The organism is Paraburkholderia denitrificans (assembly GCF_042655705.1).
Lineage (GTDB): Bacteria > Pseudomonadota > Gammaproteobacteria > Burkholderiales > Burkholderiaceae > Paraburkholderia > Paraburkholderia denitrificans.
Genome location: NZ_JBHSMP010000025.1, coordinates 80,141 through 100,875 on the forward strand (window position 1 = coordinate 80,141; position 20,735 = coordinate 100,875).

The 20,735-nt window shown below is 61.0% G+C and carries 12 protein-coding genes; 4 read left to right on the plus strand and 8 right to left on the minus strand.

Going from position 1 to position 20,735, the window contains the following annotated elements; all coding sequences use genetic code 11:
• Positions 1–21 precede the first annotated feature (21 nt).
• The 4 genes from ACFPTO_RS19080 to ACFPTO_RS19095 all read right to left on the minus strand — a co-directional run bounded on the left by ACFPTO_RS19080 (position 22) and on the right by ACFPTO_RS19095 (position 6,394).
• The gene (locus ACFPTO_RS19080) at positions 22–2,151 is read right to left on the minus strand and encodes a hydantoinase/oxoprolinase family protein (protein ID WP_377713715.1); all 2,130 of its coding nucleotides are present in this window, start codon (positions 2,149–2,151) and stop codon (positions 22–24) included.
• Positions 2,148–2,597: an acetone carboxylase subunit gamma gene (locus tag ACFPTO_RS19085; protein WP_377713717.1), complete on the minus strand. Its 450-nt coding sequence runs from the start codon at positions 2,595–2,597 to the stop codon at positions 2,148–2,150. The genes ACFPTO_RS19080 and ACFPTO_RS19085 overlap by 4 nt, the downstream gene beginning before the upstream one ends.
• Before the next feature lie 9 nt (positions 2,598–2,606).
• Positions 2,607–4,529: a hydantoinase/oxoprolinase family protein gene (locus ACFPTO_RS19090; protein ID WP_377713719.1), complete on the minus strand. Its 1,923-nt coding sequence runs from the start codon at positions 4,527–4,529 to the stop codon at positions 2,607–2,609.
• Between the two features lie 509 nt (positions 4,530–5,038).
• A complete protein-coding gene (locus tag ACFPTO_RS19095; protein WP_377713721.1) occupies positions 5,039–6,394 on the minus strand; it encodes an aminotransferase family protein in 1,356 nt (451 codons plus the stop codon).
• A gap of 401 nt (positions 6,395–6,795) precedes the next feature.
• Here ACFPTO_RS19095 and ACFPTO_RS19100 point away from each other — a divergent pair, with 401 nt between their 5' ends.
• Entirely contained in the window at positions 6,796–9,525 is a 2,730-nt protein-coding gene (locus ACFPTO_RS19100; protein ID WP_377713723.1) for a winged helix-turn-helix domain-containing protein, read from the plus strand.
• 158 nt (positions 9,526–9,683) lie between these two features.
• Here the strand turns inward: ACFPTO_RS19100 and ACFPTO_RS19105 are convergent, their stop codons facing one another.
• From ACFPTO_RS19105 to ACFPTO_RS19120, 4 genes are all read right to left on the minus strand, one after another.
• Positions 9,684–10,664, minus strand: a complete 981-nt coding sequence (locus tag ACFPTO_RS19105; protein WP_377713725.1) for a WD40/YVTN/BNR-like repeat-containing protein — start codon at positions 10,662–10,664, stop codon at positions 9,684–9,686.
• 80 nt (positions 10,665–10,744) lie between these two features.
• The gene (locus ACFPTO_RS19110) at positions 10,745–13,105 is read right to left on the minus strand and encodes an efflux RND transporter permease subunit (protein WP_377713727.1); all 2,361 of its coding nucleotides are present in this window, start codon (positions 13,103–13,105) and stop codon (positions 10,745–10,747) included.
• A 76-nt stretch (positions 13,106–13,181) separates the two neighbouring features.
• The gene (locus ACFPTO_RS19115; RefSeq protein WP_377713729.1) at positions 13,182–15,026 is read right to left on the minus strand and encodes a DUF1302 domain-containing protein; all 1,845 of its coding nucleotides are present in this window, start codon (positions 15,024–15,026) and stop codon (positions 13,182–13,184) included.
• Positions 15,027–15,101: 75 nt separating this feature from the next.
• Entirely contained in the window at positions 15,102–16,466 is a 1,365-nt protein-coding gene (locus ACFPTO_RS19120) for a DUF1329 domain-containing protein (protein WP_377713731.1), read from the minus strand.
• Between the two features lie 614 nt (positions 16,467–17,080).
• Here ACFPTO_RS19120 and ACFPTO_RS19125 point away from each other — a divergent pair.
• The 3 genes from ACFPTO_RS19125 (at position 17,081) to ACFPTO_RS19135 (ending at position 20,677) form a co-directional block, all read left to right on the plus strand.
• The gene (locus ACFPTO_RS19125; RefSeq protein ID WP_377713733.1) at positions 17,081–17,812 is read left to right on the plus strand and encodes a GntR family transcriptional regulator; all 732 of its coding nucleotides are present in this window, start codon (positions 17,081–17,083) and stop codon (positions 17,810–17,812) included.
• Positions 17,813–17,900: 88 nt separating this feature from the next.
• Positions 17,901–19,220 carry an NAD(P)/FAD-dependent oxidoreductase gene (locus ACFPTO_RS19130; protein WP_377713735.1) on the plus strand — a complete coding sequence of 440 codons (1,320 nt, stop codon included), beginning with the start codon at positions 17,901–17,903 and terminating at the stop codon, positions 19,218–19,220.
• A 125-nt stretch (positions 19,221–19,345) separates the two neighbouring features.
• Positions 19,346–20,677: an MFS transporter gene (locus ACFPTO_RS19135; RefSeq protein WP_377713737.1), complete on the plus strand. Its 1,332-nt coding sequence runs from the start codon at positions 19,346–19,348 to the stop codon at positions 20,675–20,677.
• Positions 20,678–20,735 lie beyond the last annotated feature (58 nt).

Genomic DNA, 20,735 nt, shown 5'->3' on the forward strand with positions numbered 1-20,735 from the left:
TCTCCAGATCCTTGCCTTTAATCAGGCGTTCTTGATGAACCACACCGCGCCCTGCGCGGCCGATTCGAATCGCCAGCCCGGCTCGACCAGATAGGTCGTTGCACCCGGATTCACGATCGCGGGACCTTCGATCACCACGCCCGGCTCGAGCGCAGCGCCGTCGTACACAGGCGTCTCCATCGCACCATCGTGGCCAGGGAAATGGCACTGACGGGTCGTCACCGGCGCAGGTGTCGCAAGCTTCCTTGCGGGAGGAAGCATGTTGTCGAAACGCAGCGCGTCGCTGCGGACAAACGACACCACCCGGACAGCCGTCACCCAGATACCCGATTCGGGCGACACGGTGTCGGCGCCGAAGCGGCGCGCGAACTCGTCGTTCATGATCTGGATCATGTCGAGCACGTCGGTCTGCGACTCGATGCGCAACTTCGGGGCGACCAGCGCGATCTCCATGCGCTGCATGCCGTAGCGCATATCGAGCTCGAGGCGGTGTTCGACGTCCTCGGCGCGCACGCCCTGGCGAAGCAGATCGCGGCGGCCACGGTCTTCCAGTTCTTCGACGATCGCGTTGAACGTGGGGAAATCCGAGAACACCGTCTGCAGCAGCTTGTGATAGAAGGCCAGCGTGGTGTTCTTCTCGTGGATGTGCATCTGGTTCAGGCCCGCGCCGCCGCTGGCCGAGAACACCGAGCTGTACGGGGGCGCCAGCACGCGGTCGAAACCGCCCTGCGCCGCGATCCCGCAGGCATGCAGCGGACCATTGCCGCCGTAGGCCAGGAACACGAAGTTATCGGGCTTGTAGCCGCGCTGGTTCAGTTCGCGCACGAGGCCTGCCGCCATGGACGCATCGGCCAGCAGCTTGATGCGCCTGGCCGCCTCGATCGCATCGCAATCGAGCGTGTCGCAGATCTCTTCGAGCGCCTGCTTCGTGCGGCGCACGTTGAGCTTGATGCGCCCGTTGGCGTAATTGGCCGGGTCCAGATAGCCCAGCAACAGATCTGCGTCGGTCACCGTGGGCTTCAGACCGCCCCGGTCGTAGCAAGCCGGACCCGGATCGGATCCCGCCGATTGCGGACCGACCTGGAGCGCCTGGAACACGGTGTCGTAGCGGGCGATCGAACCGCCGCCGGCACCCAGCGTGACCAGGTGCACCATCGGCACCGATACCAGCCAGCGATCGACCACCGGATTAAAGTCGTAGTGCTTGTGCCCGCCCTCGGCCACGATGCCGATATCGAACGACGTGCCGCCCATGTCGCCGCAGATGATGTTGCCTACCGACCCTTGCTGGCCGAGCGTTTCTGCTGCGTGAATACCGGCCACCGGACCCGAGTGCACGGTCTGCAGCGCGTCGGTCGAGTTAAGCTGGGCCATGCCGCCGGAGTTGTGCACCAGCAGCATCGGCTTCGAATAGCCGTTGTCGCGCAGGTTCTGCTCCAGCGAGGTCATCGCGAAGTACATGGTCGAATGCAGCATCGCGTCGATGATGGCCGACGTCGCCCGCACGTACTCGCCCTTGCGCCCCACCACCTGGTGCGACAGGATCATCGGCACCGCCCCCAGCATCTGCGCCGGATATTCCTGCAGGAACAACTCCAGCACACGCAACTCGTGCGCGGGGTTGTCGGTCGAGTTGACCAGCGCCACCACGATGGCCTGCGCACCCGCGTCGACCAGTTCGCGAATCGCGCGGCGCGTGGCTTCCTCGTCGAGCGGCATCACCACGTCGCCCTTGTAATCCACCCGTTCGCGCACGTGGCGGATCAGGGGAATCGACACCAGCGGCTCGGGCCGCCTGGCACGGGTCAGGTCGCGTGCCTCGCTATAGGGCAGGCCGTCGGCATAGCCGCGGCCGCGCGACAGCGGCACCGTCGAATCGAAACCCTGCGTAATCAGCAGGCCCACACGCGGGCCGCTGCGCTCGATCAACGCATTCGTGCCCAGCGTCGTGGCGTAGCGCACCGAATCCACTTCCGACAACACGGTGCGCCGATCGACGTTCAGCTCCGCGCAGGCCTCATCCAGTGCTTCATTGAAACCCAACGCCAGATTCTGGTGCGTGGTCAGCGCCTTGGACTGGATGAACCTGCCGCCCCAGCAGACGAAGCAGTCGGTGAATGTCCCGCCAATATCGACAGCGATACGCTTCATGCCTGACCTCCGTGCTGGGCGTGCGAGTGGCCATGGTGATGGCCGTGCGTGCTGCAATTCGCCGGCCGCTTGTTGTCAGGGCCGGTGCCGCCCTCGGTAATTTCCTCACGCGTGGACCATTGCACCTTCAGCGCATCGATGTCGTATTCGATGTCGTGCAGCGGCATGTGGCCAGGCACGGTGTACTCGGCTTCGATCATGGTCGCGCAGTCCGGACAGTAGTACTCGTAAATCGCGCACACCTTCGGGTCCGGCGAGAAGTTGTACGCCGGATACAGCTCAGGGTTGAGCAGCGGGCGATGCACTTCCTGCGGATTGCGGGCGTGGATCAGCATGAACTTCTTGTAATTCTCCCGAGCCGGACCATGTACGCGGCCACAGTGCCGGCATTCCCACTGCTCGGTATCGAGATCGATCCTCAGGTATTCGGTGATCAGAACTTTCATTGCCTGCTCCTAGATTGCTTCCCGACGGAAAACGATGTCTCCGTTCGCGGTAAATTCGTAGCGCCAGCCCGGCAGGACAGGACACGTCCAGAATGCTTCTTCCATGACCGCCGGTCCCACGCCTCGCGTGCCCGGCTGCTGATCCTCGACCCGGACCAGTGGCAAGCTCTCGTGCGTGCGGGAACGCTTGTCCAGCAGACGGCGAACGCCCACTTCTTTCGGGTGAATCGACGACAGGTCCACCACCGCGGGCAGATGCATGTGCGGCAGCGATTTACGGGCCCGGACAACCAGCATCACGTCCCCATCGACGTTCGAGGGCCATTCCGGACGAACAGGATTCAGTGCGGCGCGAACTTCACCCTGTTCCGTCCAGACCTCGAGTACGCATTCATCGGCCTCGCACCCCTCTGAGAACATGTCGCGCAACACCTTTTCGCGCAGTGCATCCAGCACGCCCTGGCAAGCCTGCGGATCCGCGCCCGGCAAGCGGGCATCCGCCGTATGCGCGATGTCGGAGAAACCAATGCCACTGGCGCTAAAGACGGCGGCCAGCCGCGGCACCAGAACCGTGCTCAGACCCAGGGCCTGCGCCGTCGCGAGCGCGGCCATCGGACCACCGCCGCCAAACGCCATCAACACCATGTCCGGGGTGATTTTCGTGAAGGTTTCGATACCGCGGGCAATCGCGTCGATCCACGCTTCGTACATGGCATGCACGGCCGCAGGCACGTCGATGCCGAGGGGCGTGGCGATTTTTTCCTCGATCACAGCTTCGGCGCGTGCAGCATCGAGCTTCATCTTTCCGCCGAAATAGGTCGCGGGGTCGATCAGGCCCATCAGCAGCAACGCATCGGTAATCGTCGCCTGCTGTCCGCCGAGCCCGAAACAAGCCGGCCCAGGCGCTCCGCCCACCGAATCCGGGCCCACGGTGATGCGCCCTTCCTTCGCCCGGAAGATCGAACCTCCACCTACACCGATGCTGACGATGTCGCACAGCGGAAACGAGCAAGCGACACCTTCGATATCGCCACGGTCCAGGCTTTTGATACCGCCGTTCTCGATCAGGCCAATGTCGGTCGTGGTGCCGCCGACGTCGAACGAGACGAGGCTCCTGAAGCCATAGTGCTGTGCATAGGCCAGCGCGCCTTCCATCCCGCCGCGCGGGCCGGAACTGTACGTGCGCAGTGCCGTCGTCTTGGCAACCCGGCCGGAGAACCCGTCATTGCGATAGATCAGGAGCGGCTGGCGCATGCGGTACGGGCGCAGCAGGTTTTCCGCGTGATACAGGAAGCGTTCCATCGCCGGATGCAGGAACGCGTTGTTCAAGGCCGTCCACGTGCGTCGGCCCATGTCGAAATCACTCGACAGAGAGCTGGCGTAGAGAATCGGCACGGCGCCCAGCAGATGGCGTGGGAACAGACGCAGGATCTCGTGACCGAACCTGGCCTCGCGCTCCTCACAGTTTTCACCGGAAAAACTCACGACGATCCGCTGAGCGCCATCGGCCGTCAGGCGGTTAACGGTCTCTACGATAGCCACGGTGTCGACACTTCCGTCCTGATCCGCGTCGATCTGCGCAAAGCGCTCCCCGACCAGCGCCGCAAACATTTCATCTTCTTTCGGCGTACGCCGGAAGAGTTGCATATCGGCAGCGCGATCGGTAATCAAGCCGAGCCGCTGCCCCTTCTTCTCTACTAGCGCATTCGTACCCTGCGTCGTGGAATAGCGGATATGCGCGGTATCCTTCAGAAGCGCGACAAGATCCTCTTCGCCAAAGAGCTCTTGCGATGCCTTCTTGAGGCCGTCGATGAAGCATTTCGACAGATCGTAGGGGGTGGTGATCGTCTTGGTATGGACGATACGGTCACCGTCGATGACGCAGATATCCGTCAACGTGCCCCCATTGTCGATGTTGATGAGCTTGCTCATGTCTCTCCTTTCAGGGTGTTTGAAAAGACTTTACAAGCGATACATCGAAATTCCCCCCTGCCAATGGCAGGGGATCGAGGCAGGGGATAGTGGGGCTAACCAGAACGGTACGGTGCAGGACGATCAAATCCGATATAGCGACCGCGAAGCGTGCCCGTTGGACGGCACTGGCACGCGTCGACAAGGACGTCTTAATGAAATCGTCGTAACGATTAATTGCAGGGAGCACTGACTGTGGCGGGCCGTTGACCGGCACGGCGCCGTGCGCGACATACCGGGCGGAGCCGTCGCAATCGCGCAGCTATGCCGCGGCGAACGTCGAAGTGAGCCTGAGCGTCAAGCACAGGGGGCACAAGAGGCTGAACAACCGGGCAGAGAATTCGCATCGGCCAACCCGGATGCGTGAGCCGGTGAGACGGCGCTGCGAATCAGCGCGACTGGCGAATATGTTGACAATGCCACCAAACCTTGACGTGGCTGCCGGAAATCAGCAGCCACGTAGAGGCGCATTACAGCATTGCGGCGTTGATCGCACTTTCGAGGATCGTCATACTCTCGTCGATTTCCGCAGCGGTGGAAATCAACGGGAACAGTAGCCCGAGGACGGGATCCATGGGACGCGTCACGAGACCCCTGGCGAAAGCTTCGAGCGCAACTTTTTCACAAAAGGCCGTCTGTTCTGCCAAAGAATTGCCGTGACAAAAATCCAGTGCCGCCATGACGCCTATGGAACGCGCCTCTCCCACCGCCGGATGTTTCGCGAGTTTTTCCATCCCCCGCCTCAACGCCGGTTCGATTGCATTCTTCACGTTATCGAGCAGGCGGTTCTCCTCAATAACCTCGATGTTCGCCAAAGCGACAGCGGCTGCGACCGGGTGACCGCTGTTTGTGAAGCCATGCACGAACTCTTCGTTGGCTGTCGAAAGAACATCCGTAACCTTCTGGCTCAGACCGACCGCAGAAAGCGGGTAATACGAAGACGTAATACCCTTTGCCATGGTGATGATGTCCGGCTTGAACTGATAATGCTGGTATGCAAACATCGATCCTGTCTTACCAAAGCCGGTAACAACCTCGTCGGCAATCAGCAACACACCGTGGCGGTTACAGATTTCCTGCACGGCCTGCAGATAACCCCGTGGCGGCATAATCAGGCCGCCCGCGCCCTGAACCGGCTCCACGAAGAACGCGGCGACATTTTCCGGCCCAATCTCCCGAATTTTTTCTTCGAGCGACTCAGCGAGTTTGCGCACATACTCGGTCGACGTCAGGCCCACCCCGCAGCGATACGCATACGGTGCCTCGACGCGTGTGACAAGGTTGGCGAGAGGCAAGTCGAACTGGAAATGATAGTGCTCGATTCCGGTCAGCGCAGTGGCGAGCACCGTATTTCCGTGATAGGCGTATTCGCGTGACAGCAGCACCTTACGTTTCGGCTGCCCTTTCAGTCGCCAATAGTAATAGGCCAGTTTGACCGCCGATTCATTCGCGTCGGAGCCTGTTGAAGCAAAGAAGAATTTATCGAAATCGTAATTCGTTAATTTTGCCAGCTTTTCCGAAAGCTGGGCAACGGTCTTGCTGGTTTGACCCACGAAGCCGTGGGAAAACGAGAGGCGTTTCATTTCCGTGTACGCCGCTCGACACAACTTCTCGTTTCCGTAGCCAACGTTCACGCACCCCAATCCGGAAAGACCGTCAATGAGTTTTTCCCCATTGAGGCGAACGTAGACTCCCTCTGCGTCGCCCGCGAGGATGGGTCCCAATTTCTCCAGGGTTTGCGGATTCGTCACTGGGTGCAGGTGATGTTTGACATCCGCGATTAAACAATCGGATTCGATCTGCGCGTTGGCATCGATCTGGTTCATCTTTTCGTCTCCTGGAATTAACCGGTCATCGTATTCAAATGGCAACATGCCACCCGCAAGGTCGCGCATTGGTTCGCGCTCGCTGCATCGATCGAGTGAAGCGGCCGCTCGTTCCTGTATTTCCGGAAATCGCAAGCCTGCTCATGTGTTTCCCTTCCGGGTGTTTGAGGAGACTTTACAGCCGATGCACCCTGCCGTCCCCCTGCCGCTGGCAGGGGAAGGGAGGTAGGGGGCGCAACAAGCAGAGAATCGATGAACTACGCCGGGCCGTGCTGGCGCAGCGATTCTTGTGCGGCGCAATATGGGGATAGCCACGCTTGCGAGAGCGTGAGCCTTGCGTTAGCTTAGCTAACCTTATTTCTCTTTGCCGACGACGGCGTGACTGTGAAAAGCCGTACCCCATGTCCAACGCGTTTACTTCCCTCATTTCCACCCGGTTCGCTCCGCCCGAAGGTAAGGGCCTGCTCCCTCGTGAACGACTTCTCGTCTGGCTCGAAAGTGAACGTCAACGCAAGCTGATACTGCTTTCCGGACCCGCTGGATCCGGAAAAACCAGCCTCGCCGCGCTCTGGCGAAAGAGTCTGATTGCCCGGGGTGACAGCGTAGTCTGGTATAACGTGAGCGCCGACGACGATCCGGTTCAATTTGCGACCTATCTCGCTGCCGGGCTCGAATCGCTGGACGGCCACGTTGGGCAGGATGCGAAATCCATTCTTAATCGCTTCGGCATCGGCGCGTTGGACGCGTTCGCCGCCGCCGTCATAAACGATCTGCATCAATTCTCGAAGCCCGTGTATCTGGTGCTGGAGGACTTCCATGAAGTCGCCGCAACGCCCATCCGGCACCTTCTTGAAAAACTGCTGGCATGGGCGCCATCCAATCTTCATGTCGTACTGACTTCCCGCCTGGCCCAGCCTTTCCCACTCTCGGAACTTCGGGCGCACGATGAAATAGCCGAACTGGATTTCACGGCGCTGCGCTTCGATCTTTCCGAAACCGAGACATTTCTCCGTAGCCAGGGAGTGGGTCCGCTCGATATAGCAACGGTCCGCGAAGTACACGATCGCACCGATGGTTGGGCGGCCGGTGTGCAGCTCGTCGCATATTCCATCCGCAATACGCGCAATGTCCGGCCTGGGTCACTGTCCATCCCCGCCCGCCCAGTGTCACGCAATGGTGACATTGTTGACGACTACTTCAATCAGCTCGTCAACGATAACCTTTCGCCGGAAGAGCTGGCTTTCCTGGTTCATACAGCGGCCTGCCGCCTGTTCAATCGTGGATTGTGCGAAATCATTACGGCGAATCCGCGGGCCGGAGAACTGCTCCGGAAGTTCGAATCTGAAAATCTGTTCATCGTTCCAATCGAATCTCAGGGCGATGCGGAACCCTGGTACCGTTTTCATCCCCTGTTTGGAAAATATCTGAGGGATCGCTTGTGCCGGCTCCCCGAAGACGAATTGATTAACATCAATGTCGCAGCTGGGCGGTGGTTTGCGGGTAAAGGCCTCTATGCGCAGGCCATCCGCCACTCACGCTATGCCGGTGACATGAACCTGTGCGTCGAACTCGTCGAGCGCGTCGCCCGCCCGATGGTCGTGCAAGGCGAATATTTCCAGTTGCGGAAATGGATCGGCGCGTTGCCCCGAAACACCCTCCTGACTCGCCTGGAATTGCTGCTCTGCGCGGCGTGGGCGGAATTGGCCTGCGGTGATCTTGACGCAGCCCGTCATCTTCTCGCCGACATCGAAGCGCATCCCCAAAACTCGACCGTCGACACATTACGTGAATCTGCGTTGCTGCGCAGTTGGTGTCTGTTGAAACAGGACGATACGGCAGCAGCTCTGGATGTCCTTTCGCCCTACGAATCTCTGCCCGCCACGGTCGATCCGCTGGTTGCATTCGGTATACGAAACGTACTTGCAGCCGCGCTCGCACACGCTGGCCAGTTTGAGCGGGCGCGAGATGTGCTGATGCCTGCCGGGCGGATGATGTCAGCGGAGCAAACCATCTTTACGCCAGTCGTCGCTCGTGGCGTAGTCGCGCTTACCTACGTCATACAAGGCGCGTATCGGCAAGCCAGCGATGTGATGCACAAGGCTATCGAAGAAATCGAAGCAAGGCGCACCGGAAAAGCGGAATTCGACGGCATCACAGCTGGCTTCGCCATTGCTGCTGCATACGCGAAGAATGACCTCGTCGAAGCTGAATCGATGCTGCTCGAACATTTGCAGCTGATCGAATTGATGTGCATTCCCGACTGCATCATCGAAGCGCATATGGCACGAGTCAAGATCCTCAGAGCTGAGAATCGACTTGACGATGCATTGCGCGTTCTGAATCGGGCCGATGAGCTGGCCGCCCGGCTCAGCCTCGACAGACTGTATGCAAGGGCATTGGCGGAACGTACCTCCGTTGAGATCGATCGAGGCAATCGCCCTGCCGCCCGCCAGGCACAAAGGCAATTGCAACAACTTGCGGCGGAGTACAAGGAACAGGCCAATTGTGCCTGGGCAGAAATCGGCTTCTACGCCGCATCAGGCGAAGCCATGCTCGCCATGATCGATGGGAACTTCGACCGCGCGCTGGACCTCTGTCGGCAACTGCTTGAGACGTCCGTCGTGCATGGCCGGCTGGGGCAAACCGCGGCGCTCCATGTGCGCGAGGCCATCGCGCTCTGGTCGCTACACCACGAACAGGCGGCCGTAGCCGCGATGCGGCAAGCTGTCTCCATCGCCGCGCCCCATCGCATGGTGCGCCACTTCCTCGATGAGGGCGCTATTGCGCTGCGCCTGCTCGAACTCGTGAAATCCCGCTCGGATATCTCCGCGGACGAGTTCGATTTCATTGCGCAGGTTTTAATGGCTGGCGCTTCAGGGCAATCATATTCGGAGTCAACGGAGGCCCGCACAAAGCAGCCCGCGCATTCGAACGTAGTCCGACTTTCGCCGCGCGAGCTTGAGATCCTTACGCTCGTCTCGAATGCTTTCTCCAACAAGAGCATCGCTAAAACGCTGAATTGCTCCGACCTCACCGTAAAGTGGCACGTGAAGAATATTTTCACGAAACTTGGCGCGGTTTCCCGGGAAGACGCTTCGGTCAAGGCCCGCGAACTGGGACTGCTGCGTTAGCGACCATTGACGTCAATCGCGATGGGACTGCGACGGCTATCCTAACCGGCCAAAAAAAGACGGAGATGGGGAAAGTCTCCGTCGAAATTACTACACTGAGGACGCGACAACATCCGGTCCGCGTCGCCAATCGCGAAACAACCCGGTCAGTGCACCATTCAGTGCGTGACCAGCACGCCATCCTCCGAGACCAGAACCGGCTTCCCGCTAGCGGCAATCACGGCAGCCGTGACTGCCGCCCGGTCCGCGCGCTGATGGATCTCGAACGACTCACTACCCTCGCGTTGCTGGAACACGAGCCCGTTGAGCCCAACGCCCAGCAGCCCGTTTCCGCTTGTAACGAGATCGGTAATCGAGCTCTTCGTCCCCGGGTTCAGCGGCGACCACGTTGCCCCGCCATCGCTGCTCTGGAACAGACTGCCAAGCAGGCCGCCTACCACGATTCGCCCGTCGGGCATCGCCACGCCCGACCACAATGTGCCTTTACCACCCGTGGCGAGGTAATTCCAGTTCGCGCCATCGTCGGTCGATTTCAATACCATCCCCTGCTCCGAGTCGATGTACAGCGCCCCCTGCCGGTCCGCAAAGATGTGATAAAGATTGCGGTCCGCCCTGCTGCCGCCGGGCGGCTTCGGCACCGTCACTTTGGCCCACGTCTTGCCGCCGTCGTGCGTTGCGAGCATCAGCGACCACAGGCCCACCGCTATCCCGTCCTTCCCGCTCGTAAAGAGCACCGAGAACAGCGGCTGGTCCACCGCGATGTCCATGCGTTGCTTCTGCCACGTCTCACCGCCGTCGGTCGTCGCAAGAATCACACCCCATTGACCGACTGCCCAGCCGTGCTGCGTATCGGCGAACGTTACAGCCGACAACGTCGCCGAAACCGGCACTGTACGCGCCTGCCGGAACGACTTGCCGTCGTCGTCAGACAGCAGAACGAGGCCGTGCTCGCCGACCACGACGATGCGCGTGCCGGCGCGCGCGGCATCCATCAGCATCATGTGGGTCGGCGCTACCCACGCGTGCGCCGGCCTGGCGGACCAGGCCGCGACCGTTCCTTCGGATTGTGCGAGCGCCGCTGGCGCCGCACAGACTGTGGCCGCGCAGAGCGCGATGCCGGTAACAAGCGTCTTGATCATGGCTGAATCTCTGTAATGGTTCCTGCGGGTGTTCACGACTGAATTGCTGTCATTGCACCCGCGAATTGCACCCGCGATAGTCAGTGGCTGAACAGGCCCGGCGCGCGCGCCGGCTTGCTGCGCGGGAACCAGCGTTCGAGAACCGATGCCAGCGCGGGCAATGCGGTCATCGCCATCAACAGATTGACGAGGAACATGAACGCGAGCAGCTTGCCCATGTCGGCCTGAAACTTCAGCGCCGAGAAGCTCCACGTCGCCACGCCGATCGCCAGCGTGATCGCCGTGAAGATCGTGGCAACGCCGACCTCCAGCATCGCGTGCTGAACCGCCTTCACGATGTTCTGGCCGCCGGCCAGATGCACTTGCAACCGGTTATAGATGTAGAACGCGTAATCGACGCCGATGCCCACCGCAAGCACCATGACGGGCAGCGTGGCGACGGTCAGCCCGATCTTCAGTTCCTTCATGAACCAGTAGCCGATGAAAGTCGCGACGGACAGCGGCACGCAGCAGGCCAGCATCGCGCGCCAATCGCGGTATGCGAGGAACACGAGAATCAGGATTGCGGCGTACACATAGAGCATCATCGGCAACTCGCTGGTCGCCACTTCGTCATTGGTGGCGGCGAGCACGCCCGCATTCCCCGCGGCGAGACGGACAGTGATGCCCGGGAACGGGTGCGACGTGCGGTATTGCTTCACGTCGTCGAGAATCCGGTTGATCGTCGTTGCCTTGTGATCGGTCAGGTACAGATGGACGGCCGTCATGCCGCAGTCGGACTTCATGTATCCCTTCAAACGCCCGACATCAACCGACTCCGCGCCATAGTTTTCCGCAGCGACCGGGACGACGTTCATCTTCGGGTAGTCTTCGTTGTAGCCCGCATTGTAGGTGCGCAGCATCGCCGAATATGACTGCACGGACACCACGCCCGGCTCGGTCCGCATCGCCGCCGAGAAATCGTCCTCATACAAGCCGACCGCCGGGTTGTCACACGCCGTTCCTTTCGACTCGATCGCGACCGTGAGCCAGTCGAGGCCCATGTCATAGTGGCCCGCGATCGATGTCGCATCGCGGTTGAATCGTGCGTCCGCGCGCAACTCCGGCGCGCCCGGCTGCAGCGTGCCGATCACGCGGTCACGGCTTTGCCAGGCCGCAAGTGCGAACACCACCACAGTCAATGCGAGCGTGACAGCCGCGAACTTCGGCTCGGCCACCCGCGCCAGCGGGCGCAGCCACGCCGAGCGACGCTGGCTGCGATCGAGCGATTTATCCGCGTAGGCTTTCGAGAAGTTGAAGCACGACGCTGCGACCGGCAGCAGGATCAGGTTCGTCACGATCTTGTACGCAACGCCGAGCGATGCGGTGATCGCCAGCTCGCGCACCATCGGAATCGGAATGAGCAGCAGCGTGATGAACGACACGAATGCGGTCACGAGCGCCAGCACGCCGGGGATGAGCAGGCCGCTGAAACTGTGACGCGCGGCGTCGAACGAACTATGTCCATGCGAAATCTCGCGCACGATGAAGTTGACCTGCTGCACGCCGTGCGACACCCCGATCGCGAATACCAGGAACGGCACCAGCACCGCAAGCGGATCGAGGCCGAAGCCCAGCAGCTTCAGCGTGCCGAACTGCCAGACGAGCGACGTCAGCGAGCAGGAGATCAGCAGCACCGTGAAGCGAACCGAATGGCAGTACCAGTAGACCGCGAGCGCGGTCAGCAGCAGCGCGATCCCGCAAAAGCCGAGCACGGCCGTGGCGCCATCGGCGATGTCGCCGATCTGCTTCGCGAATCCAATGATCTGGACTTCGTAGCCGGCATCCTCGAACGGCTTGCGAATCTTCGCTTCCAACAGATGGTTGAACGCGACGTAATCGAGCGACTTGCCGAAGCGATCGCGCTCGTTCAATTCGGCCGTGATCATCGCGCTGTCTTCTCCATGCGAGACGAGCGTACCGACATAGCCGCCGAGCGTCGTCGCATGACGGATCTGCGCGACGATCTCGGGCGTCAACTGGTCGGGTGTGATGTTGCCCGAGATGATCGGTTCCGCGCGAAAGCCTTCGTCGGTAATTTCATTGACGAACGCGTTCGGCGTCCACAGCGACCGGACACCGACCCGGTCGACGTTCGGCAGGTACGTGACGGCCTGAGTCACCTTGTACAGACGCGTCAACCCCTCCTTCGACCAGATGGAACCCTTTCGGGCCCGCACGACGAAGGTGATCCGGTTCGCACCGAGCAGATCGTTCCGGTATTGCTGAAACGTCTTGATGTATTCATGGCCGATCGGCATCTGCTTCTCGAAGCCGGCGTCCATCCGCAACTGCACAGCAAAGACCGCCATGACGGCGGTAAACAGGCCGATCACCACAAGCACGATCGCTCGGTGGCCGAAGAAGCCTTTTTCCAGCCGGCTGACTAGACGATTGAGCACGACATTACCCCTTCAAGTATTTCAGCGGCGCACCGTGTGCGCCGCGCCTAACAGGTTCACCCAACGGGTTCACCCGTCAGAAATTTCGAGTCACGAACAACCCGACAAAATTCCGGTCTGCATACGGCTGTCCCACCGTCTGGTGCCCGCCCCAGAACATCGAATAGTTGATGCCCGCCTGCCAGACGGTCGGATTCTGGTTGAACAGCAAATAGAGGTTCAGCGACTTTGCACCCTGCAGGTAGTTCGCGGTGAACGTCGGCGTATAACCGTAGAGCGCATCCGAGAACGTCACGCCGGGCGTGACCTGCCAGCCCGGAATCAGCGTGCCGTCATAGGTCCAGTTGAAATCGACCGTCGCGCCGACCGAACTCGACGTGCCCTTCGACATCGCGATGGGATAACCGAGACCCGAGTTATTGTTCAGCCACGGCAGATAGCCGGCCGCCGGCACCTGCGTAACCGTCTGCCCGTTGATCGTGCGCGTGACGCCGCTCGAACTCAGGCCGGGGTAATAGATCCACGTCAGTTCCCACGTCAGGGCAGCCGAATCCGCGCCGAGCAGCTTCAGGAACGGATACTCGCTGCGCGTCAGCGCCAGCAGGCCGTTGAGGTCGAACTGGAACTTCTTCTTGTCGACCCATTGCTGACAATCGACGCCCGCTACGCCATTCGTGTTCAGGTCGAGCGGACCGCCTGCACCAAAGCAGCTCGACAGCGCCACCGCATCACGCGGGCGATACGACACCTCGGCGCCGATCGCCCAGTCGCCGAGCCCGAAATTGGTACTGGCGCCGAACAACTGGCGGTTCCCGAGATACGAAAATTGCGTCGTCCCGTTCGCCAACGACGTGACCACTGGGGATTTGTCGATGTAGTTCTCGTAATACAGTGCGAAGTTCGCGCCGATGGAACTCGGCGCAAAGTTGAATTTCACACCGAACTGCGGCCGATACTTCGCGGGCAATTTCGTCGCGGACGGAAGGCCGATATCGAAAAACGGCGGCCCCGCGAATGCGCCGTTGACGAGACCTTCCTTGATCGCGTTCAGCGTATTCTGATTGCCTGCTGCGCCCGGCCCCCCCATCGCGTTTGCAATCGTGCCCGCGCTCGGGCCGGCCACATTCAGGTTGTTCGTGTTGAGCGTGAACGGCTCCGCGCCGCGGCCAAAGCCGTTCGTGGTCGACCAGAAGGTGCCGACCGGCGGGTAGCGGTTGCCGTTCCACTGAAACTGGTAGTAGCCCTCAGTGCTGAACCCGTGGGAAAGATCCCCGGCGAAGCTCAGCATGGGCGCCGGGAGCAGCGCCTGCTTGAGTTGCGCACCCGGAATCAGCAGCTTCTGGACGTCGAGCGAATTCGTTACGTTGATGCCGCTCTGCGCGAAAATGCTCTCGCCCCAGTTGATCACCTGGTTGCCGAGTCGCACGTGAGCGGACCGCCCGGCAAGCGTGAAATCCTTCTCGCCCCACAAGTCAAGCAACTGCGCGTTATAGACCACCTGCGCCGCCGCGGTACTCGATAGCGGCGTCCGGTTCGTGTCCTTCGCAAGGAAGTCGTACATCCCCGTGCCGCGGACCATGAACTTGAGCCCCTCGCTCGGCATCGTCAGCAGCAACTCGCTGGTCGCACTCAGGTAAGTGCTGAATGGCTGCCCCTTGCGGTAATTCAGGTCGCCGTTGTCGCCAAACCCCCATTGATTGACGTTGGCCGCGCCGTCGCAGCCGAACGCGTTCGGATCGCCGGTGAGCGAACAACTCGGACTCCTGGTCCGAATCCCCGCACCCGCCGTGAGGTTGGTCACCCACGAACCCTTCAGATCGTTGAATCCCGTCGTGAAATCGTATGCGTACGCGCTCGATGTGGCAGCGCTCAGAACTGCGAGCGAAATCGTTGTCCGCCCGATAATTTTCTTCGTCTCCATCACCCCTCCGCCTCTCCTCTGGATGCCGGCGGGCGCCATCGGCGCACGCCGGCCCGGTCAACCAGACATCACGCTTCAGCGCTCGCTGACCGACCGCAGTGACTCGGAAGTGTAGAAATCAGGCTTGAATCGCGGATCGTCGATCTTCTGATACCAGCGAATATCCTTGCCCTGACCGATCGACGACTGATCGAATACGTAACGCCCGTTGATCACGTCGTACTGCACGAACGGCTCGTTGTCGCAGGCGCCGCCCAGCTCCCAAACCGGGATCGGATAGCTTTCCCGCGCCTTCCACAGCTTGCCCTGTGCATCGAAGTCCTCGCCGACGAGCGCCAGCCAGCTGTCCTCGTCCAGATAGAGGACTTTCTTCGAATCGACGTGACGTGCGCTGGGCTTCACCGTCGCCTCGACGACCCAGACGCGGTGCATCTCGTAGCGCCGATTGTCGGCAGCGATACCGTCAGGCGTGGCGACGTCGTGCAGCTTGCTCTTGAACTTGTACATGCCGAACGAGTTGTACGGCACGATCATTTCCTTCTTGCCGATGAGCTTCCAGTTGAACCGGTCGATGGAGCCGTTGAACATATTGGCCTCGTCGATCAGGTACTGGTTTTCGAAGCCGATGAGCGGCGCATCGTGCGTATACGCCGGCATGCGTCTCACGCGCCGCTGTCCAGGGAAGTAGTAGAAGGTTTCGGGTGTCTTGTCGAAATATTGCCGCTGCACGAAGGCCTGGCCGGCCAGCGCCGCGGGCGACTCCATCGCGAAGTAGGCGGCGAAGTTGAGCTGGTCGACGTCCTGCGGCGAGGTCTTGCCTTGCTTGCCCGCGGGAACATAGAAAACCTGGGGACCGACTACGTCGATCCACTCAGTGCTGCCCGGACGTGGGGAAATCGTCGTGATGTATTGCGCCCACTCAACCCCTACGCCACGGTACCGCGTTTCGTAGTTCAGGATGGCTTCGGCGCCGTTTTTCGGCTCCGGGAACGCCACGCCCGGGAGCGCCGCAGTCTGGATCACTTCGCCGGATGGATCGAGCTTCGCCGAAGTGAGATTCGCCTTTGAATTCTGTTGGGCGATTTCCGGGAGCTGACATTCGCGATGCGACGGATAGACGTCCATCCGGTAGCCCTTCAGCTGCTTGAGCAGCTGAACCTGGCCCGGTGAGAGCTTGTCCGCATATTTGTCGACATTCGCTGCATTGATCGAGTAAAGGGGCTTCTCGTTCTTGTGTTCCCAGAAGTCGCCGCGGTACTTGCCCCACTCCCATCCCGCCGGAGTTGCCCCCCCGCTGGAAAAGGCCGGCACGAGGCCATCCTTGCTGGCCCCACGCTCGGCGCCTGCCGGCGTGAGATCGTCCGCGGCGGCTGCGCCAGCCACGAGCGTCAAGGCGGCCGCGATTGCTGACACGGCACCCACTGTGTGCTTCCTCATCATGTCTCTCCTTGCGATTTCTACGTCGTTCGTGGTGCGTATTGCGAAAAACTCCGGACTCCTTTCTTGTAGATTTTTTCTCAACGGCTTCCGGCGGCATTCCGCCTGGAACACGCTGGCAAAGTCCGCATAGCGATGAAATCAGGAGAAGAGGAAAGACAGGCGATCGTCCTGGTATGAACGACACGGCCGCCGTTGATGACGCGGATGTCCGTCAACGTGCGCCGTTGTCGATATTGATGAGCCTGCTCATGTGTCTCCTCACTGCATCTGTGAGGTGACTCTACAAGCGATGCGTCATAACGCACCCCCTGCCGCTGGTAGGGGACGGGGGTAGGGGGCCCGCGGAGTCAACCGATCACCGGCGAGCTGCGCCTGACGTTGCAGGTGCAGCCACTTTTTGTGCGGCGCAATACCGGAAACGTTTGTCTGGGCGAATCCGTCCCGTTCACGTACTCTGGAACCCGTCGTCGCCCGGGTGAGCACACCGTGTCGCCGAACCGCCATCAGGCACCCTTTAGCCGGAACCCGGTCAAGCCACGGAGCGCGTAAACCCTTATTTTTGTTCGAACTATCATTAACCTATACTTTGTCTACAGTTTGTAGACACATGAGCCATGGCAAAACCCAAGCTTCAACTGGCAGCCGCAGACACCGAATCGGGCGCGTCAGCAGATCGTAAAAACGTGATGGCGGAAACGCTTCGGCGCCGCATCGTGAGCATGGAGCTCGCTCCGGGCGCCGTAGTCGACGAACTCGCCCTGAGCGAAGAGTTCGGTCTCTCCCGCCCGCCGGTACGCGAGTTGATGCGCCAGATGGCGGCGGAGGGCTACCTGGAGCTTGAGCCGAACCGGCCGGCCCGCGTTTCGCCGATGAGCTACCAGTCGTTGCGAAGCTTTTTCCTTGCGGCGCCGCTCATCTACGTCGCAACCACGCAAATGGCAGCGAACAATGCCACGCCCGAGGACGTGGAGCGATTGAAGCAGATTCAGGCGCTCTTTCGCATCTCGATCGAGGAGAACGACCTTCAGTCGCGCGTGCTGCACAACGACGCGTTTCACTTCGAAATCGGCCGGATCGCGCGCAACGCGTATCTCATGCCCAGCCTGCGCCGCGTGTTGATCGACCATGCGCGCCTCGGCAAGATTTTTTACCGCTCGCCCACCACGAGCGACATGCAAAAAGACCTGGAAAAGGCCGTTGAGCAACACGACCAGATCATCGAGGCAATCGCGCTTCGCGATGCACAGAGCGCCGGCGAACTGGTCCGCAGCCATATGGAGTTGTCGCGCCGGCGCATGGCGGAGTATGTGATTCCCGAAGGGTTGAACGTACCCATCCAGTTTTAAGGGCCGCGCAGGGGGGTGCACGCATTTTTCGGTGCCCCCCGCCGTCTGAGGGCGCGGCGCGAATTTATATGCGATCAAGGAATTAGGAATGCTTAATGTGACATCGCTCCCCGCGGACGACAAGATGTGCGGCTGGTATCACACAAGCCAGCCTCGCGAACCGAGGCCGCCTCATGCCGGGGAATCAAAGGCGCGCTGGGCCGTTATCGGCGCCGGCTTCACGGGTCTTGCCGCCGCCCGGCAGCTTGCCCTGAATTTCCCCGACGATGAAGTCATTCTCATCGAGGCCCAGGAGGTCGGCTTCGGCACCTCGGGGCGGAATGCAGGTTTTGCGATCGACCTGCCGCACGATATCGGCGCCGACGACTACATCGGCGATATCGCGACGGCAAAATCCACGCTCAAGCTGAACCTGCTCGGCCAGACGATCTTGCGTGAGCTTGTCGGCAAGCACCGCATCGATTGCCATATGACCGCGTCCGGCAAATACCAGGCCGCCGTTGAAGAGCGCGGCGTGGCCGTTCTCGACGCCTATCGGCGCGGCCTCGACAAGCTCGGCCAGGCGTACGAGGTGATCGAAGGCAAGGATCTGCCCGGGCACATCGGCACGTCGTTCTACCGCAAGGCGCTGTTCACGCCCGGCACCGTGCTCGTGCAACCCGCGGCGCTGGTCAAGGGCCTGGCCGACAGCCTGCCGCCCAACGTGAGGTTGTACGAGCACACACCCATTACCGATGTCGACTATGGCGAAAAAATCGTGCTGGCGCATCGCGGCGGCCGCATCACGGCGGACAAGCTCGTACTGGCGAACAATGCCTTCGGCATGCGCTTCGGCTTCCTGCAACGCACGATGCTGCCGGTTTTCCTGTATGCGAGCCTGACCCGGCCGCTCACCGCCGCCGAGCAGGAGCAGCTTGGCGGCAAGCCGTTCTGGGGCGTCATCCCGGCGGACCCGTTCGGCAGCACGCTGCGCCGCACGCACGACAACCGCATTCTGGTGCGCAACAGCTTCAGCTTCAACCCGGACGGACGACCGAAGGAACACTATCTCCCCCGCTTCGCCGAACGCCACCGGCTCTCGTTCGAACGACGCTTTCCGATGCTGCCGAAAGTGGAATTCGAATACACGTGGAGCGGATCGCTCGCGCTCTCGCACAACCACAAGGGATTTTTCGGGCAGCTTGCGCCCAATGTCTACGGCGCATTGTGCTGCAACGGCCTCGGCATCACGCGCGGAACGGTGACGGGCACGCTGCTCGCCGACTGGCTCGCGGGCAAGCGCAGCGAGCAGATCGATTTTCTGCTGGCTACGTCGGGACCCGACAAGACCCCGCCGGAGCCGTTCCTCTCCATTGGCGTCAACGCCACGCTCTGGTGGGGGCAGCGCAAGGCAGGTCTCGAAAGTTGAGGACGCATCGGTCGGCGTAGCGCATCAGCAGATCGGCCGAAGAAACTTACACAAGGGATGCAGACACAACACCCATGGCGCTCGCCAGGACGTGTCGCGCCCGATTACATGGAAGGAGACAGACGATGTCGCAGAATCACTTGACTATTGAGGACGTGCCGCTCAATGGCTTTCACCAATTGCTCACCATTCGTTCGAGCGGCGGCTGGCTCATGGACGGCTACGTGCTCAGCATTATCGGCGTGGCGATGGTGCAGTTTTCCGCCGCGCTCGGCCTCACGAGTTTCTGGGAAGGCATGGTTGCCGCATCGGCGCTGATCGGCATTTTCTTTGGCGGGTTCCTCGGGGGCTGGCTGTCCGACCGTATGGGGCGCCAAAAGCCCTACTTCTTCGGGCCCGTGATCTTCTTCGTGTGCTCGCTCGCGCAACTCTGGGTTCAGTCGGGTGAAGCGCTCTTCGTTTTACGCTTCCTCATTGGTATTGGTGTGGGCATCGAATATCCGGTGGCCGGTTCGCTCCTCGTCGAATTCATGCCCCGCAAATATCGCGGCCCGCGCCTCGCCCTGCTCACGATTATCTGGTTCCTCGGTGCGGCGCTCGCCTATATCGTCGGCAACCTCATTTTGAGCAGCGGCGCGCAGGATGCATGGCGCTGGGTGCTCGCGAGCCCCGCCGTCATCGGTATCGTGCTGTTTGTCGTGCGCATCGGCACGCCCGAGTCGCCGCGCTGGCTGCTCAGCAAGGGCCGCACCGCCGATGCCGAAGCCGTCATCAAAAAGGTTTATGGCCCGTCGTTTTCGCTGAAAAATCTGCCGGAAGAACAAACCGAAAAGAAAATCTCGCTCTGGTCGCTCCTGCATTCCGGCTACGGCAAGCGCATGCTCTTTGTTTCGGTGTTCTGGAGCTGCTCCGTGATCCCGGTCTTCGCGGTCTATTCCTTTGCGCCGCGTGTGCTCGAGGCACTTCACTTGACAGGAAAGTGGGAATCGCTCGGCTCTGTCGCGATCACGTTGCTCTTCGTCGTGGGCTGCATCATCGCCACGCGCATCATCAACGAACTGGGCCGCCGCGCGATGGTGATTCACAGCTTCCTGTGGTCGGGTCTTGCGTTGCTGGCGCTGGGTGCGTGCTCGAATGGCCCGGCGGTATTGATTCTGGTGCTGTTCGGTGCATATGCGGTACTGATCGGCGGCGCGCAGGTGCTGCAGCTCGTGTACCCGAATGAAATTTTCCCGACCGACATCCGTGCATTCGCCGTCGGCATGGGTGCCTCCCTTTCACGCATCGGCGCCGCAATCGGAACGTGGGCGGTACCCATCGCCCTGCAGACCGTCGGCATCGGCAACACCATGTACGCAGCGGCGGCCGTCTCGTTCATCGGCCTCGCAGCCTCGCTCGCCCTCGCGCCAGAAACGCGTTCGCTGAGCCTGCAGGAAGCGGCCTCGCTGAATCACTGAAACCCACTACCTGCGTGCTGCCGTCAATGACGGCAGCAGCACACCTTCCGTCAAAACA

Coding starts and splice junctions, on each gene's coding strand:
- ACFPTO_RS19115 (WP_377713729.1), bottom strand. CDS start 15,026: ATGGAGACGAAGAAAATTATCGGGCGGACAACGATTTCGCTCGCAGTT.
- ACFPTO_RS19085 (WP_377713717.1), bottom strand. CDS start 2,597: ATGAAAGTTCTGATCACCGAATACCTGAGGATCGATCTCGATACCGAG.
- ACFPTO_RS19090 (WP_377713719.1), bottom strand. CDS start 4,529: ATGAGCAAGCTCATCAACATCGACAATGGGGGCACGTTGACGGATATC.
- ACFPTO_RS19095 (WP_377713721.1), bottom strand. CDS start 6,394: ATGAACCAGATCGATGCCAACGCGCAGATCGAATCCGATTGTTTAATC.
- ACFPTO_RS19120 (WP_377713731.1), bottom strand. CDS start 16,466: ATGATGAGGAAGCACACAGTGGGTGCCGTGTCAGCAATCGCGGCCGCC.
- ACFPTO_RS19125 (WP_377713733.1), top strand. CDS start 17,081: ATGGCAAAACCCAAGCTTCAACTGGCAGCCGCAGACACCGAATCGGGC.
- ACFPTO_RS19130 (WP_377713735.1), top strand. CDS start 17,901: ATGCTTAATGTGACATCGCTCCCCGCGGACGACAAGATGTGCGGCTGG.
- ACFPTO_RS19135 (WP_377713737.1), top strand. CDS start 19,346: ATGTCGCAGAATCACTTGACTATTGAGGACGTGCCGCTCAATGGCTTT.
- ACFPTO_RS19080 (WP_377713715.1), bottom strand. CDS start 2,151: ATGAAGCGTATCGCTGTCGATATTGGCGGGACATTCACCGACTGCTTC.
- ACFPTO_RS19100 (WP_377713723.1), top strand. CDS start 6,796: ATGTCCAACGCGTTTACTTCCCTCATTTCCACCCGGTTCGCTCCGCCC.
- ACFPTO_RS19105 (WP_377713725.1), bottom strand. CDS start 10,664: ATGATCAAGACGCTTGTTACCGGCATCGCGCTCTGCGCGGCCACAGTC.